The sequence below is a fragment of the Actinosynnema sp. NPDC049800 genome (assembly GCF_040656635.1).
Lineage (GTDB): Bacteria > Actinomycetota > Actinomycetes > Mycobacteriales > Pseudonocardiaceae > Actinosynnema.
Map to the genome: position 1 here is coordinate 140,917 of NZ_JBFAMT010000010.1, position 15,942 is coordinate 156,858.

General features: G+C 71.0%; 14 protein-coding genes. 4 read left to right on the forward strand and 10 right to left on the reverse strand.

Annotation, left to right across the window (positions count from 1 at the left end):
* Positions 1-58 precede the first annotated feature (58 nt).
* Positions 59-1,546 carry a flavin-containing monooxygenase gene (locus AB0I91_RS15080; RefSeq protein WP_498780020.1) on the forward strand — a complete coding sequence of 496 codons (1,488 nt, stop codon included), beginning with the start codon at positions 59-61 and terminating at the stop codon, positions 1,544-1,546.
* Between the two features lie 72 nt (positions 1,547-1,618).
* Here AB0I91_RS15080 and AB0I91_RS15085 read toward each other — a convergent pair whose 3' ends face one another.
* The 5 genes from AB0I91_RS15085 to AB0I91_RS15105 all read right to left on the reverse strand — a co-directional run bounded on the left by AB0I91_RS15085 (position 1,619) and on the right by AB0I91_RS15105 (position 6,665).
* Complete coding sequence (locus AB0I91_RS15085) at positions 1,619-2,335, reverse strand: type 1 glutamine amidotransferase (RefSeq protein ID WP_498780022.1); 717 nt, start codon at positions 2,333-2,335, stop codon at positions 1,619-1,621.
* On the reverse strand, positions 2,332-3,510 hold the full coding sequence (locus AB0I91_RS15090) for a Mur ligase family protein (RefSeq protein ID WP_498780023.1): 1,179 nt from the start codon (positions 3,508-3,510) through the stop codon (positions 2,332-2,334). The genes AB0I91_RS15085 and AB0I91_RS15090 overlap by 4 nt, the downstream gene beginning before the upstream one ends.
* Before the next feature lie 114 nt (positions 3,511-3,624).
* Entirely contained in the window at positions 3,625-4,107 is a 483-nt protein-coding gene (locus tag AB0I91_RS15095) for a helix-turn-helix domain-containing protein (protein ID WP_230566023.1), read from the reverse strand.
* 131 nt (positions 4,108-4,238) lie between these two features.
* Positions 4,239-4,904 carry a SanA/YdcF family protein gene (locus tag AB0I91_RS15100; protein ID WP_498780024.1) on the reverse strand — a complete coding sequence of 222 codons (666 nt, stop codon included), beginning with the start codon at positions 4,902-4,904 and terminating at the stop codon, positions 4,239-4,241.
* A 24-nt stretch (positions 4,905-4,928) separates the two neighbouring features.
* Complete coding sequence (locus AB0I91_RS15105; RefSeq protein WP_498780025.1) at positions 4,929-6,665, reverse strand: LCP family protein; 1,737 nt, start codon at positions 6,663-6,665, stop codon at positions 4,929-4,931.
* 509 nt (positions 6,666-7,174) lie between these two features.
* On the opposite strand from AB0I91_RS15105, the gene AB0I91_RS15110 reads away from it, so the two are divergent.
* Positions 7,175-10,120 carry a glycine--tRNA ligase gene (locus AB0I91_RS15110; protein WP_499637266.1) on the forward strand — a complete coding sequence of 982 codons (2,946 nt, stop codon included), beginning with the start codon at positions 7,175-7,177 and terminating at the stop codon, positions 10,118-10,120.
* A 66-nt stretch (positions 10,121-10,186) separates the two neighbouring features.
* Here AB0I91_RS15110 and AB0I91_RS15115 read toward each other — a convergent pair whose 3' ends face one another.
* Positions 10,187-10,354 (reverse strand): hypothetical protein, encoded by a 168-nt coding sequence (locus AB0I91_RS15115; protein ID WP_498780027.1) that lies wholly within the window; start codon positions 10,352-10,354, stop codon positions 10,187-10,189.
* 309 nt (positions 10,355-10,663) lie between these two features.
* Between AB0I91_RS15115 and AB0I91_RS15120 the strand changes: the two genes are divergently transcribed.
* Positions 10,664-11,773, forward strand: a complete 1,110-nt coding sequence (locus tag AB0I91_RS15120) for a sugar ABC transporter substrate-binding protein (RefSeq protein WP_499611973.1) — start codon at positions 10,664-10,666, stop codon at positions 11,771-11,773.
* 31 nt (positions 11,774-11,804) lie between these two features.
* On the opposite strand, the gene AB0I91_RS15125 is transcribed toward AB0I91_RS15120, so the two are convergent.
* Entirely contained in the window at positions 11,805-12,527 is a 723-nt protein-coding gene (locus AB0I91_RS15125; RefSeq protein WP_498780029.1) for a hypothetical protein, read from the reverse strand.
* Positions 12,528-12,550: 23 nt separating this feature from the next.
* Positions 12,551-12,883, reverse strand: a complete 333-nt coding sequence (locus AB0I91_RS15130) for a hypothetical protein (protein WP_498780031.1) — start codon at positions 12,881-12,883, stop codon at positions 12,551-12,553.
* A 245-nt stretch (positions 12,884-13,128) separates the two neighbouring features.
* Between AB0I91_RS15130 and cspE the strand changes: the two genes are divergently transcribed.
* Positions 13,129-13,335 carry a transcription antiterminator/RNA stability regulator CspE gene (gene cspE, locus AB0I91_RS15135; protein ID WP_053717138.1) on the forward strand — a complete coding sequence of 69 codons (207 nt, stop codon included), beginning with the start codon at positions 13,129-13,131 and terminating at the stop codon, positions 13,333-13,335.
* Positions 13,336-13,419: 84 nt separating this feature from the next.
* Here the strand turns inward: cspE and AB0I91_RS15140 are convergent, their stop codons facing one another.
* Positions 13,420-13,839 carry an ester cyclase gene (locus AB0I91_RS15140; protein ID WP_498780032.1) on the reverse strand — a complete coding sequence of 140 codons (420 nt, stop codon included), beginning with the start codon at positions 13,837-13,839 and terminating at the stop codon, positions 13,420-13,422.
* Positions 13,840-14,098: 259 nt separating this feature from the next.
* Positions 14,099-15,820, reverse strand: coding sequence for an acyl-CoA dehydrogenase family protein (locus tag AB0I91_RS15145; RefSeq protein ID WP_499611976.1), 1,722 nt, complete (start codon positions 15,818-15,820; stop codon positions 14,099-14,101).
* Positions 15,821-15,942 lie beyond the last annotated feature (122 nt).

The window sequence follows — 15,942 nt, forward strand, 5'->3', positions numbered from 1 at the left end:
GTAACTTACTTCGAGTAACCTACTGGGGAGTATGTAGGCTGACTTGGAGGAGACGGGCATGCACCGAGAGGTCGAAGTCCTGATCATCGGCACGGGCTTCTCCGGCCTGGGCATGGCGATCGAGCTGAAGCGGGCGGGGAAGCGCGACTTCGTCGTGCTGGAGAAGGCGGGCGACCTCGGCGGCACTTGGCGGGACAACTCCTACCCCGGCTGCGCGTGCGACGTCCCGTCCCACATGTACTCGTTCTCGTTCGAGCTCAACCCGCGCTGGTCGCGGATGTTCGCCCGGCAGCCGGAGATCTGGGACTACCTCAAGCGGGTGGCCGAGAAGTACCGGCTGCGCGAGCACATCCGGTTCAACAGCAAGGTCGGCGGCGCGCGGTGGGACGAGGACGCGAAGGTCTGGCACGTCAGCGTCGAGAACGGCGACACGTACACCGCGAGGTCGGTGGTGGCGGGCGTCGGCGCGTTGCACATCCCGAACATCCCGACCCTGCCGGGCATCGAGGCGTTCCAGGGCAAGACCTTTCACTCGGCCGAGTGGGACCACGACTACGACCTGCGCGGCAAGAAGGTCGCCGTGGTCGGCACGGGCGCGAGCGCGATCCAGTTCGTGCCGCGGATCGCCGACGAGGTCGGCCGGCTGACGCTGTTCCAGCGCACGCCGCCGTGGATCATGCCCAAGATCGACCGGGACATCAGGACGTGGGAGCAGAAGCTGTTCCGCGCGCTGCCGTTCACCCAGCGCCTGTACCGCGACTTCGTTTACTGGACGCGGGAGTCGAGCGCGCTCGGCTTCGCCGTGAACCCGAAGATCATGGAGTTCGCGCAGAACATCGCCAAGGGGCACATGCGCCGCCAGGTGCCGGACGAGGCGTTGCGGGCGAAGCTGACGCCCGACTACACCATGGGCTGCAAGCGGGTGCTGATCAGCAACGACTACTACCCGGCGCTGGGCAAGCCGAACGTGGACCTGGTGACCGACGGCATCGCCGAGGTGCGGGCGAACAGCGTAGTGGACCGGGCCGGCGTCGAGCACGAGGTCGACGTGATCATCTACGGCACGGGGTTCCACGTGGTCGACTCGTTCGACTACCTGGACGTCACCGGCAAGGGCGGTGTCGACCTGGCCAAGCAGTGGCGCGAGAAGGGCATCGAGACCTACTACGGCATCACGGTCTCGGGCTTCCCGAACTTCTTCTTCCTGCTCGGCCCGAACACCGGTCTCGGGCACAACTCGGTGGTGTTCATGATCGAGTCGCAGATCCGGTACGTCCGGCAGTGCCTGGAACTGCTGGACCGCCACCAGGCCGACGAGCTGGACGTGCGGCCGGAGGTCCAGGCGCGGTTCAACCGGCAGCTGCAGCGCAAGCTGTCCAAGGGCGTGTGGACCGAGGGCGGCTGCAAGAGCTGGTACCTCGACGCGCAGGGCATCAACCGCACCGTCTGGCCGGGCTTCACCTGGCGCTACTGGATGCGCACCAAGACCGTCCGCGCCGAGGACTACACCCTGACCCGCGCCCGCCGCACCCGCGTCCCGGCCTGACCTGAACGTCCACCACGGGGTTCCGAACGTAGGACACGCCTGTCCTACGTTCGGAACGCGTGAGGTGAACGCTCAGGCGGTGACGCCGGCGGCCTTGGCGCGTTCGGCGCGCAGGCGGGTCACGTCGGGCAGGTCGAGCGGGCCCAGCTTGGCGCCCGTGGCCCACTCGATCAGCAGGTCGGCGATCTGCGGGTTGCGCGGCAGCACGGGACCGTGCAGGTAGGTGCACAGGATCCGGCCCTGCACCGCGCCCTCCACCGAGCCGTCGTTGCCCGTGCCCACCTTGACGTGCGCCAACGGGCGGGCGGACGGACCCAGGACGGTGCGCCCCTGGTGGTTCTCGAACCCGGTCAGCAGGCCCTCGAACAGGCCGTCGGCCGGGGTCGCGATCACCTCGCCGATTGCCCGGCTGCCGCCCGCGTGCGACGTCGAGTCGATCAACCCGAGACCGGCGTGCGTCACCTGGTCGGCCCGGGTGAACGACTCGCCGAAGATCTGGATCCCCGCGCACACGCCGAGGATCACCGCGCCGCGCGCCGCCGCGCGCTGCATCCCCGGGTGCTCGCGCAGGTGCCGCACGGCCAACGTCTGCGCCGTGTCCTCACCGCCGCCGACCACGTAGATGTCGCACGACTCCGGCACGGGCTCGCCGAACCGGATGTTCACGATCTCGGCGGAGATGCCCCGCCACGTCATCCGCTTCTCCAGCACGACCGCGTTGCCGAAGTCGCCGTACGTGCCGAGCAGGTCGGGCAGCACGAGTGCGATCTGGACCTTGCTGGTGCTCACTGGGCGGCCCTCGCGTTCAGGTCGCGGAATGCGGTGTAGTTGGCGATCACCTCGACCGGCCCCGGCGGCATGGCGTCGATCGCCAGCAGCGGGTCCGGCACGATCGTGTGCTCGACCTCGGCGTACGTCAGCCGCACGGCCAGGTCCGTCGCCCGCTCGCCGGACGCGATCACCTGCCGACCGCGCAACCGCTCGAACGGCACGTCCCACAGCCACGACAGGTCGCGGCCGTCGGCCTCGTGCGCGTTGATCACGAGCACGGCGGGGTGGTCGGCCTCCCGCACCACGGTCAGCGTCTCGCTCCACCCGGCCGGGTTCTTCGACAGCAGCAGCCGCGCCCGGTGGCCGGACCGCTGGATCGTCCGGTACCGACCGGCCACGTTGGACACCGCGCGCAACCGCTGCACGGCCTCCTCCACCGGCACGCCGAGCGCGGCCGCGGCGGCCGTGGCCATCACGGCGTTGGCCTGGTTGAACTTGCCGGGCAGCCGCAGCGCCAGCTCCACCTTCACGCCGTTCGGCGTCACCAGGTACCCGTCGCCGGTCACCCACTGGGGCCGCGGCCGGGACAGGTCGCACCCGGTGCAGTGCCAGTGCTCGCCCTCCCAGCGGATCGGGTCGCCGCAGCGCGGGCACGAGGCGGCGTCGTTGTGCCAGCCCGTCCCGGTGGCGACCCAGACCACGTTCGCCGAGTCGCGGGCCGCCGACGTCACCATGATGTCGTCGCAGTTGGCCACCACGACCCCGGTCACCGACGTCAGCGCCGTGCGCAGCGACTTCTCGATGGTCCGCACCTCGCCGACCCGGTCGAGCTGGTCGCGGCTGAGGTTGAGCAGCACGGCCACCGCGGGCGACGCGGCGCGCACGACCTCGGGGAAGTACCCCTCGTCGACCTCCAGCACCGCGAACGGCGCGTCGGGCTGCTTGGACAGCGCGGTCACGTGCCCGTCGGGCATGTTCGCGCCACCGTGGTTGGTGGCGACCTCGCCCAGGAACGACACGGCCCGGCTGAGCATCATCGTGCTGGTCGTCTTGCCGTTGGTGCCGGTCACCAGCGCGACCGAGCGACCGGACGTCAAGTGCGCCAGCGCCTGCGGGTCGAGCTTCAGCGCGACCCGGCCGCCGATCATGCCGCCCGCGCCCAGGCCCATCTTCTGCGACAGCTTGGAACTCATGTTGCCCAGTCGCACGGCCGCCGCGGTGCGCAGCGGCAGGCGGGCTGGGTCTGCACCTGGAGTGTTCGGCAAACCGACTTCCCGGATCTGTCAGGGGAGGGAGATCCCCCGATGCTACCGGTGCCGCTGGTGGTCCAGCTCCCGCAGGGTCCGGATCAGGTCCACCGTGCTGAGCTGGCACAACTGGGCCATGTACTCCAGCGCGGGTAGGTCGAGGTGGACCTCGGGCGGCTGGCCGGGCACCAGGTGCGCGAGCCTGCCCTGCGCCCAGCGCCGCAGCGGCATCAGCTGCGGCCGCGGATCGGCGACGACCGTGGCCAGGTCGACCGAGAGGTGCCCGGCGGGCGCGTCACCGAACACGCGTTCGTGCACGCGGGCGAGCACCTGGTGCGCGGGCACGCCCAGCGCGACGCAGATCTCCACCAACCGGGTCACCGAGCACTGGCGGGTGCCCAGTTCGTACGTGGCCAGCGTTTGCAGCGAGATGTCGCTCTGCAGCCGGCGGTTGAGCTCCTTGCGAGTCCATCCGCGCTGCTTGCGAAGGCTGCGGAGCTCATCACCGAGCACGCGCTGGTACGCCGCTGTGTCGATCTGCACCGTCGATCCTCCAGTCCGCTGGGGCCCCGGCAGACCCCACGCAGATGGAAAGCGCGACTGGACGGTTGCTTACGCGGGTTGTCCGATTTATCGCCCGATCAGGCTAACCAAGTGGTACTGAAAGTAGCGTTTCAACGCTTCAACGCGCTGGTGACGGCCGTTTCGCGCGGTCCGAGGAACCGCGGGTCGGGCTTCGCCACGACGCCGTCCCACATCGCCTTGCCCGCCGCGAACACCTCCCGGAAGTGCCCGTAGGCGGTGGTCGACACCCGGTCGGACGTGTCGTGGCCCACGCCGAACGCCTCGAGGCCCGCCGAGCGGCACAGCGCCACCGCGCGGGGCAGGTGGAACTCCTGGGTCACCACGGTCAGCCGCTCGACGCCGAAGATCCGCTTCGCCCGCGTGCACGAGTCCCACGTGTCCAAGCCCGCGTAGTCGGCCACCACGACGTCCGCCGGCACGCCGTGCCCGATCAGGTAGGTGCGCATCGCGGTCGGCTCGTCGTAGGAGGTCCGGCTGTTGTCGCCGCTGACCAGCAGCACCTGGACCTTGCCGCGCCGGTACAGGTCGGCGGCCACGTCCAACCGGCCCGCCAGGAACGGCGTCGGCGTGCCCGACCTGGTCAGACCCGCGCCCAGGACCAGCGCCACCGGCGCGTCCGGCACGTCGGCGGCGTCGTGCCGGTAGGCGGCGCTGCTGGTCCGCACCCACACCCACGGCGTGGCCGCGATCACGGTCAGCAGGCCGAGCGCGATCAGCACCCGCTTCCAGCGCACCCGTCTGATGAAGCTCCCCACGACTGCCACCCCCCGAGTCGACGATCAGTTCACGCAGCGCACCCCGTCCGCCGTGATGGGCGGTTCGGTGGTCGTGCTCGTGTCCGGCTGCTGCCGCGCGCCGTCCAGGCCGACCAGCCGGTCGCCGGCGAGCGTCTGCGTGCCCGGACCGGAGTAGTCCGCGCCGACGAACACGCGGACGTGACCGGCCGGGATGTCGTCGTCCTGCTCGATCTCGAGCCCACCGAGGGACTCGGCGACGGCCTCCGCGCCCGCCTCGCCGCCCACGCCGTAGCGCACCACGGACGTGGCCATGGGCGAGGCGTTGTCGGCGCCGCCGTCGGTGTACCGCTCGGCCACCAGCGCCTGGAGCACCCGGCCGGCCAGCCCCGGCGACCCGGAGGCGTTGCGGACCTCGACGGTCACCGACGCCTTGTCGACGGCGGGCGCGGTGGTGCCGGTGGCGTTCGGGTCGGCGCTGAGGTTCTTGAAGAACTTCTTCACCTCGCGCTCGTTGACCTCGACCGCCAGGCCGTCCTCGGGCGTCTGCAGCTCCGGGTTGCCGGTCGGGATCGTCTCGAACTTGAGGTTGCCGCCCGTCAGGTCCTTCATCTGGGTGGCGAACTTCAGCACGTTCCAGTCCTTGTCCAGCACGATGGACTTGGTCAGCGCGTCGATCAGGGAGCTGAGCTTGCCGGGGTCGGACAGCGTGCCGGCGGACAGGATCTGCTTGGCCAGGCCCGCCATGAACACCTGCTGGCGCACGATCCGGTCGAGGTCGCCGCGCAGCAGCCCGTACCGCTGCCGGACGAACGCCAGCGCCTCGCGGCCCTGGATCTTCTGCGGCCCGGCGGCGAAGTTCGCGCCGGACATGTTGTCGCGGGTGGCCTGGTTCAGGCACACGTCCACGCCGCCGACGGCCTTGGTGATCTCGTAGAACCCGACCAGGTTGATCTCGGCGTAGCGGTCGATGGTCACGCCGGTGAGGTTCTCGATGGTCCCGATGAGGTTCTTCGCGCCCGCCTGCCGCGACCGGACCTCCAGCTGCGCCGGGTCGGTGACGCCCTCGCGCTCCAGCTGCGCGATCGCGTCGTTCTTGCCGTAGCCGTACGCGGAGTTGATCTTGTGCCGGCCGTAGCCGCCGTCGATCTGCACGTAGGAGTCGCGCGGGAACGACACCGCGACCGCCTTGCCGCCGTCGTTCGGCACGTGCATGAGAATCAGCGTGTCGGTGTTCAGGCCGCCGTCGTTCTCGTTGCCCGCGTGCAGCTCGTTGAGGATCTCCTGGGGCAGGGGGTTGCCCTTGGAGTCGGTCCGGCTGTCCATGCCGACCATGAGGATGTCGACCGAGCCGTCGGCGGGCTTCTCCCCACCGCCTTCCTCGCTGATGACGTCCGTGGTGGCGATCTCGCTGAGCAGCGTGTTCAGGTTCGCCCACGCGTAGCCCGTGCCCAGCAGCACGGCGACGGAGAACAGCGCGAGCAGCGACCGGCCGAAGATCGCGCTGCCGGACGTGCCGCGCTCGGGCGGGCGGCGACGCGGCGGACCGGTGCGGCCGGCGGCCGGGCGCGGGCGTTGGCCGGCGGGGCGTGGCGCGGGTGCGATCCGCTGGGGGTCGGCCGGGCGCCTGCCGTCGGCGTCGCGCTCGGCGGGACGGCGGCCGGCCGCCGGTCGGGGGCGCTCGGCGGCGGGCCTCGGTCGGCCGGGTTCGCCGCCTGCCCGCGCACGCTCGTCCCTCGGCGCGTTGGGCCGGGGCCGCTCGCCCGACGAGGGGTCGGTCACCGGGCGCTTCGGCCGCTCACCGGGCACGCGGCGGCGTTCGCCGGCGGGACGCTCGGGTTGACCGGGCGCACGTCGTTCGCCGGTGGGGCGTTCAGGTTGACCGGGCGCACGTCGGTCGGCCGCGGGTCGGTCGGGTTGGCCGGGCGCGCGTCGCTCGCCGGTCGGGCGCTCGGGCCCGCGCGGCGGGTCGAACCGCCCCCCTGGCTCGGAGCGCCGTGGCGGCTCCTGGGCGCGCGGCGGTTGACCTGCGTGGGGACTCCGAGGGGGAACGGGTCGCCGGCGGAACCCGTCGGGTTCGCCTGGCCTCGGCGGCCGGTTGTCCACTCCCACTCCTCCCATGTACCCGGGTTCGTCCCAATGGACGCATGGCGGGCCGCCCAGGTTGCCACCAGCGTCGCACAGCCGGTTCGCCGGACGTGGTGATACCGGTCCGCGGCCGGGCTGACCAGGTCGGTTACCCGATTGTGAGGTCCGCGGTCCCGCGTTCGTAGACTGCCACCGTGCTGACCATGCAGGATGCGCTGCTCGCGCTGACCAGGTACTGGACCGAACGGGGCTGCGTCGTCGTGCAGCCGTACAACACCGAAGTCGGCGCCGGTACGTTGAACCCCGCCACCGTGCTGAGGGTGCTGGGTCCGGAGCCCTGGCGCGTGTCCTACGTCGAACCGAGCGTCCGGCCCGACGACGCGCGGTACGGCGAGAACCCGAACCGGTTGCAGACCCACACCCAGTTCCAGGTCATCCTCAAGCCCGACCCGGGTAACCCGCAGGAGCTGTACCTGGGCAGCCTCGAAGCGCTCGGCATCGACGTCCGGGCGCACGACGTGCGGTTCGTGGAGGACAACTGGGCCTCGCCCGCCCTCGGCGCCTGGGGCCTCGGCTGGGAGGTGTGGCTGGACGGGTTGGAGATCACCCAGTTCACCTACTTCCAGCAGGCGGGCGGCATGTCGCTCGACCCGGTGTCGGTGGAGATCACCTACGGCATCGAGCGCATCATGATGGCTCTGCAGGGTGTCGACCACTTCAAGGACATCTCCTACGCCCCCGGCATCTCCTACGGCGAGGCGTTCGGCCAGGCCGAGTACGAGATGAGCCGCTACTACCTCGACGACGCCGACGTGGAGGCGAACAAGCGCCTGTTCGAGGAGTACGCCTCCGAGGCGCGCCGGATGCTCGACGCGCGGCTGCCCGTGCCCGCGCACAACTACGTGCTCAAGTGCTCGCACGCGTTCAACGTGCTCGACGCGCGTGGCGCGATCAGCACCACCGAGCGGGCCCGCGCGTTCGGCCGGATGCGCGGCCTCGCGCGGGAGGTCGCCGGGCTGTGGGCGGCCCGCCGCGAGGAGCTCGGCCACCCGCTCGGGCTGGCCGAGGCGCCCGCCGCGGCCACCGTGCCGGACACGTTCGCCGAGGTCACGGCCCCGAACACGCTGTTGTTCGAGATCGGGACCGAGGAGCTGCCGCCGGCCGAGGTGACGCGGACCGTCGAGGCGGTCGCCAAGGCCGTCGCGGACAAGCTCCGCGCGACCAGGCTGGCGCACGGCGCGGTCGAGGTGCACGGCACCCCGCGCCGGGTCGTGGTGCTGGTGCCCGACGTCGCGCCGCGCGAGCCGGACGCGGAGAAGACCGTGCGCGGGCCCCGCGTGTCCGCCGCCTTCGACGCCGACGGCAACCCGACCAAGGCCGTGCAGGGCTTCGCCCGCGGCCAGGGCGTGGACGTCGACGCGCTCGGCCGCGTCACGGAGAACGGCGTCGAGCACGTCGCCCTCGTGCGCACGGACCCCGGTCGCGGCGCGGTGGAGGTGCTCAGCGGGCTGCTCGGCGAGGTGGTCTCCGAGCTGCGCGCCGAGAAGAACATGAAGTGGAACGACCCGAAGCTGTCGTTCACCCGCCCGATCCGCTGGCTGCTCGCCCTGCTGGGCACGACGCCCGTGCCGGTCGCGGTGTCGTCGCTGGCCGCCGAGCCGAAGACCCGCGTGCACCGCACCGCCGCCACGCCCGTGGTCGACGTGCCCGCGGCGGACGGTTACCTGGAGTTCCTGGCCGGCCACGGCATCGACGCGTCGGCGCAACGGCGACGTGACGCCATCGTGGCCCGCGCCGAGGAGCTGGCCGCCTCCGTGGGCGGGGTCGTGGACTTCGAGGGCGTGCTGGACGAGGTCACGAACCTGGTCGAGCGGCCGACGCCGATCCTCGGCTCGTTCGAGGAGCGCTACCTGGAGCTGCCCGCCCAGATCCTCACCACCGTGATGCGCAAGCACCAGCGGTACCTGCCGGTGCGCGCCCAGGACGGCTCGCTGCTGCCCCACTTCGTGGCCGTGGCGAACGGCGAGGTGGACGTCGACCTGGTCCGGGCGGGCAACGAGGCCGTGCTGCGCGCCCGGTACGAGGACGCGGCGTTCTTCTGGCGCGCCGACCTGCGCACGCCGTTGGAGGACATGAAGGCCGGGCTGGAGAAGCTGACGTTCGCCGACAAGCTCGGCTCGATGGCCGACCGGGCGGGCCGGATCGCGGCGCTCGCGCGGCGGCTCGCCGAGGAGGTCGGGGCGGCCGACGGGACCTTGGCGCGCGCGGGCGAGCTGGCCAAGTTCGACCTCGGCTCGCAGATGGTGATCGAGCTGTCGAGCCTGGCCGGCGTGATGGCCCGCGAGTACGCCGAGCGGGCGGGGGAGACCCCCGAGGTCGCGCTGGCGCTGTGGGAGATGGAGCTGCCGCGCTCGGCGGGTGACGCGCTGCCGTCGTCCACGCCCGGCGCGCTGCTGTCGCTGGCCGACCGGTTCGACCTGCTGGCGGGGCTGTTCGGCATCGGGGCCAACCCGACGGGCAGCTCCGACCCGTTCGGGCTGCGGCGGGCGGCCCTGGGCGCGGTGAGCGTGCTGCGGGCGTTCCCGGACCTGAAGGACATCACGCTGACCAAGGCGCTGGCGCTGGCGGCCCAAGAGCTGGAGGTGTCGGCGGAGGCGCTGGACACCGCCCGCGAGTTCGCCGTGCGGCGGTACGAGCAGCAGCTGCTCGACGCCGGGCACGACCACCGGTTCGTCAACGCCGTGCTGCCGCTGGCCGACGCGCCCGCGGTGGCCGACACGACGTTGGCCGAGCTGACCGGGCTGGCCGGCGACCCGGACTTCGCCGCGCTGGTGGCGGCGTTGCAGCGGGTGCGGCGGATCGTGCCCGCGGACACCGTGGGCGAGTACGACGCGGAGGCGCTCGTGGAGCCGGCCGAGGTGGCGTTGCACAAGGCGCTGGCCGAGGTGCCCGCCGGCGTCACGGGGCTGGCCGCGTTCGTCGCCGCCGCCAACGGGCTCACCGGGCCGGTGAACACGTTCTTCGACGAGGTGCTCGTGATGGCCGAGGACGCCGACGTGCGGCGGGCCAGGCTGGGGCTGCTGGCCGCGATCCGCGACCTGGCCGCGCCGGTGCTGGACTGGCAGGCCCTGGGCACCGCGCTGGGCTGACGGACCCGCACACGACGAAGATCCCCGCTCGCCGGCTCGCCGGAGGGCGGGGATCTTCGGCTGCCACTACATGTCGCGGTTGTCCTCGCTCGTCTGCAACTGAGCGAGCGTCAGCGAGCTGTCGACGGCGACGGTGCGGTCCGGCGTGACCTGTTCGGCGGCGGCCGGCCCGGCGCCCAAGGCGAGCAGTGCCGCGGCGGTCGCGGCCACCAGCGCTGCGGGGACGATTCTCACGCTGTTCTCCTCACACACCCGGCCAGGGTTCGGCACGCGACACCATCGCACACAAATCGTCCGAACGGGAGTCCCCTTTCGTACCTGCCGGCTGCGTGACCAATCGGGTGCGGAGCGTGATAAGTGCGGACTGTAACGGTCCGACCTGCGGTTTCGATGTTCCGGGAAGGTCAACTGTCCGAATGGGGCAGACCATTCGGAGCTGCGGGGTTGCTACGTCTTGACGAACCCGTACCCGGAGGGTTGGAATTCCGGGACATTCCGTATTTCCCGGGTCAACGTCGATGTGCCCGCGCAAGGGGTTGGCGAATGCGAAGGCTAGTCAGAGCCGTGTCCTGCGGTCTCCTCGTCCTGCTCGCCGCGGGCTGCGGCGCGGCGGTCGACCCGCTCGCGCCACCGACCGGCAGCCGGGCCCCGCGGCCGGTGGTCGGCGTGATCCTGCCCGACCGGTCGTCGTCGGACCGGTGGGAGGACCAGGACCGGCCGCTGCTGCTCCAGGCGCTGAACTTCGCGGGCATCGAGGGCGTGATCGAGAACGCGGACGGTGACGAGGCCAGGTTCGCCAGCATCGCCGACGAGATGATCGGGCGCGGCGTGAAGGTGCTCATGACGACGCCGCTGAGCCCCGAGGGCGGCGCGGCGGTCGAGCGCAAGGCACGGCAGGCGGGCATCCCGGTCATCAACTACGACCGGATCAGCCTGGGCGGCGAGGCCGACTACTACGTCTCCTTCGACAACCTCAACGTCGGCGAGCTGCAGGCCGAGGGGCTGCTCAAGTGCCTGGGCGAGAAGCAGGGCGCGCGGATCATCGAGCTTCAGGGCGCGCCGACGGACAACAACGCCACCCTGTTCTTCGACGGCCAGCGCCGCAAGCTCGGCCCGAAGTACGAGACCGGCGCGTTGAAGCTGGTGGACAGCAAGCCGATCGACAAGTGGGACCCGCTGATCGGCAAGGCCGCGTTCGAGCAGATGCTTCTCGCCAACGGCGGCGCGGTGGACGGCGTGGTCGCGGCCAACGACGGGCTGGCCGGCGCGGCGATCGAGGTGCTCAAGGCCAAGGGCCTGGCCGGCCGGGTGCCGGTGACCGGCCAGGACGCCACGCTGGAGGGCCTGCGCTCGATCCTGCGCGGCGAGCAGTGCATGACGGTCTACAAGCCGATCCGGGACGAGGCCGAGGCGGCGGCGCGGCTGGCCATCGCGGTGGCCCGCGGCGACCTCAGCGGCGCGGACGACCTGGCCACCGGCAACACCCGCGACCTGGTGGCCAAGCGGGACGTGAAGTCGGTGCTGCTGGGCGCGGACCTCATCACCCGGGACAACGTCCGCGCGCTGGTGGCCGAGGGCGTGGTCAAGCACGCGGACCTGTGCGCCGGAGACACCGCGGACGACTGCACCGAGCTGGGCATCCTGACCAACTAGGCGCCGGTGCGCACGCCGGGGAGAGCCGGAACTAGCCCTCCTCGTCGTGCCGCCCGGAGATGAACTCCTGCACCCGGATCTTCACCCGGATCAGCGGCTGGCGGATGCGGGCCTCCCGGCGGTACGCGCGGCGCAGCTTGCGGGAGCCCTCGGTGTACCGCCAGCGGGCCCACGGCGAGCCGGGGCGGGCCAGCCGCAGCGCGCCGATCTCGGGCAGCACGGGCACCAGCAGCCCGATCAGGCCGGTCCACACCTTGCCCTTGAGCAGCGCCACGATGGCGAACCCGAGGTTGACCAGGATGACCAGCACGCGCACGGCCACGCCCTCGCCGTAGAACTCCTCGTAGCCGAGCGGACGGGCGCCGAGCAGGAGCAGGCCGGTCATCCCGATGGCCAGGAACACCGCGTCCACCGAGAGCCGGCCGTCCTTGGTCCAGTACACGTCGCGCAGGTGCAGCAGGAGTGCGAACTCGTCGAGCACGAGCGCCGCGCCGACGCCCAGCAGCGCCGCTGCGGCAACCCGCACCCCGTGCTGGTCGTCCGGCGCGGCCAACCCGATCACACCGCCGAGCAGCATGAAGACGGCGCCGAACACGACGTGGTGGATGTGCGTGCCACCGGGGGTGAAGTTGCCCGGCCACCAGCGCACCTTCGCCCTGATCAGGCGGACGCTGATCCGGATGAAGACGAAGGTGAGCACCAGGCCGAGGAAGAAGAACAGCAACCGGGACTGGGGCAGGTGGAGCGCGTACACCACCCCATCTTCACCCGGCGGGGTTACTTGAACCTGATGCCGCCCTGGATGTCGCCCGCCTGCACCACGTTGCCGTGCACCGTGCCGGAGACCTGGTTGGTCACCCGGCCGGTCTGCGTGACGGCGTGGTGGGCCCGCAGCTCGGCGCCGAAGGCGGGATCCGCCTCGACGGTCCGCTCCAGCGTTTCGCTCAACGCCCTGACCTGCGGCGAGTCCTCGGACGCGCCTTCGGCGGCGGTGAGCGCCGCGGTGGCGACGGGATCGTCGGCGAACTTCGCGCGGACCAGCTCGTACAGGCCCGCGACGGCCCGCGTGGCGAGCGACGCGGCGATGGAGACCAGCATCGGTTCAGGCATCGGAGACCCCCTGTGATCGCGACCTCGCCCACGGTAGCAGTGCGACTCGCCGCATTCTTCCGCTCGACTGCCGGCGGGATCTCATGGTTGACTGTCTTCGGTCGTACCTTTCTGTGTTCGTGTTCCACCACGCTCGCGGAACGGAGTTGCGGGCGCCGAACTTTCCTCGCCAGGAGGGGCCGGGGCCCTAGCTGACCCGGTGGTCGCAAGCGCGATCCGGCACCTGTTAGAGGAGAAGTAGCAAGATGGCAGTTCAGGGCACCGTCAAGTGGTTCAACGCGGAGAAGGGCTTCGGCTTCATCTCCCCGGACAACGGTGGCGCCGACGTGTTCGTGCACTACTCGGAGATCCAGAGCAACGGCTACCGCACCCTGGAAGAGAACCAGCGGGTGGAGTTCGAGATCGGCCAGGGCCAGAAGGGCCCGCAGGCGCAGACGGTTCGACCGCTCTGACCTAATCCGGGTCACCACCAGGACCTGGATCTTTTCGGGCCGCCACACCTCGCAGCAGCGGGGGGTGGCGGCCCGAATCGTTGCTCAGGTGATCAGCGCGGGTGCCTGGTCGGCCTGCCCGCCGTAGACCCGCTTGCCCACCAGCCGGGCGTCGTCGAAGACGAAGAACGCCGTCGTGCGCACCCGGTAGGCCCGCCCCGTCGGCTCCTCGCCGCGCAGACTGCGCTGGTGGGTGCCCCGCAGCTCCAGTTCCACGATCACCGCGTCGTCGGCGTGGTGCAGCTCGACCAGCGTGCTGCGCTGGTCCGGGAACGCGTCGCGGACGCGCGCGTAGTAGCCGGCGACCTCGGCCCGGCCGTCGAACACCTGACCGGTCGCCACGATCTCGCACCGCGGGTGGTCGAAGGCGCTGACGGCGGTGTCGAACTCGTGTTCGTTCTCCGACTCCAGGTGCTCCAGCACGATCGCCTCCCGCAGGGCCCGCAGTGCCTTGGACGCGGTCATGCGCGCGATTCCCTCCGGTTCGTCGGTAGCTGACGACGAAACACGCAGAGCACCCACCAGTCAAGACGGCATCCGCGTCGAGAGGCCCCCGATCGGCCGCGCGTTCACCCGTCGAGACGTGCGCGCGACGACCGATCGGAGTGGTCGTGATTGGTGCCATTGCCGGTGCGGCCCGACCGGCTACCGGGCGTGCTTAATCGTTTACCCCGGGCTTCACGGGTAAGGCGGTGGTGAACGCCCACCGCCTTACCGCGATCACTCAGGGACGCATTTCGTATGCGCCGGACAGCGCCGCCACCTTGCTCCAGACGCGTTCGAAGCGGGCCTGGTCGACGACGGGCTTGCGGACCTGCTCGACCGCCCAGCGCTGCTGCGCCTCGGTGGACGACGCCTTGCCGTGCAGCGCGACGGCGTAGGCCGAGAAGTCGCGCACCAGGACGTCGAACACCTGGTCCACCACGTCGGCGTCCAGGCCGGTGATCCGGGCCTGCTCCAGCGCCAGCTGACCGTAGACCACCAGCGTGAACAGGTGGCCGAGGTTGAGCAGGAAGTCCAGGTCCTTCTGCTGCTCCTCGTCCGGCGCGGCCGTGGTGAGCAGGGTGCGCAGCGCGCGGGCCTGCTCGTGGAAGCGGGCCACGTTGGGCACGTGCGCGTGCTCGCGGTAGGCGGTCTCCCAGTCCTGGAACGTGACCTGCCCGAGGCCGCGGGCCGGGCCCTGGCGCCAGAAGAACTCGTCGTCGGCCGGGTCGTGCCTGGTCGGGACGTCGGCGTAGGCGGTGGGCCGGAACAGGTAGTTCGGCATGAACTTGAGCACGAGGGCGAGGTTGACGTGGACCGTGCCCTCCAGCTTCGGCAGCGCGCGGATGTCGCGGGCGGCCATCGAGAAGTAGGTGTCCTTCTCGAAGCCCTTGGCCGCGATCACGTCCCACAGCAGGTCGACGACCCGCTCGCCCTCGCTGGTGACCTTCATCTTGGTGATCGGGTTGAACAGCAGGTAGCGGCGGTCCTCGGGGGAGGCGCTGCGGAAGTAGTCCACGGAGCGGTCGGCGAACAGCTTCATGGCGACCAGGCGCGCGTAGGCGTCCACGAAGTTCTGCCGCACGTGCGGGAAGTCGGTGACCCGCTTGCCGTACAGGACCCGGTTGTGGGCGTGCGTGATGGCCTCGTAGAACGCGTGCTCGTCGATGCCGATCGAAGCCGTGCACAGGTTGAACTTGCCCACGTTGACCGTGTTGAGGGCGGCGCTGAACGCGTCCGGGCCGGTGTGCAGGACGTCGTCGGGGGACACCGGGTAGTCGTCCAGGTGGAACTCGCTGACGAACATCTGCGAGTCGACCACGTTCTTGACCAGCGAGAACTTCTCGTGCTGCGAGTCGACGGCGAAGAACACGTACCCGTCGGGGCCCTCGACGTCCGCGCGGCGGCCGAAGACCGACACCATGCCGGCCACGTTGCCGTTGCCGATGTAGTACTTCCCGCCGGAGGCGGTGAAGCCGGTGGCGGTGGGCGTGAGGACCATGTCGGTGGAGTAGACGTCCGCGCCGTGCTCCTTCTCCGACAGCCCGAACGCGAACACCGAGCCCCGGTCGAGCAGTTCGGCGGCCTTCTTGCGGGCCACCGCGTTGTCGCTCATCCAGATCGGGCCCAGGCCCAGCACGGTGACCTGCCAGGCGTACCAGTACTGGAGGCCGTAGAAGCCGAGGACCTCGCTCAGCGCGGCGTTGCGGGCGGCGTCCCAGCGCTTGTCGTGGCCCGAGGGAGCGCCGTTGCCGTCGGCCTCGGCCGCGGGCGTGCAGAAGGTCGCGAACAGCTTCTCGCGCGCGACGAAGTCCAGGAACTCGGTGTACCAGACCTTGGCCTGGTCGTCGGCGATCAGGCGGCGCTTGCCGCGCTCCTCGAACCAGTCGACGGTCGCGCGCAGCAGGCGGCGGCTCTCGGCGTCGAGGTGGCCGAAGTCGTGGGTGTTCGGGTCGAACAGCACCGGGGTTCTCCCTTCGTCGCCGCCGCACGCTACCAGTCGGTAACTTGGCCGGCCCGTTCGCCGGGGAAGCGGGTGTCGGGCCCGGGTTCGCCGCGTCTGCGGAGCGGTGGCCGAGGGGTTAG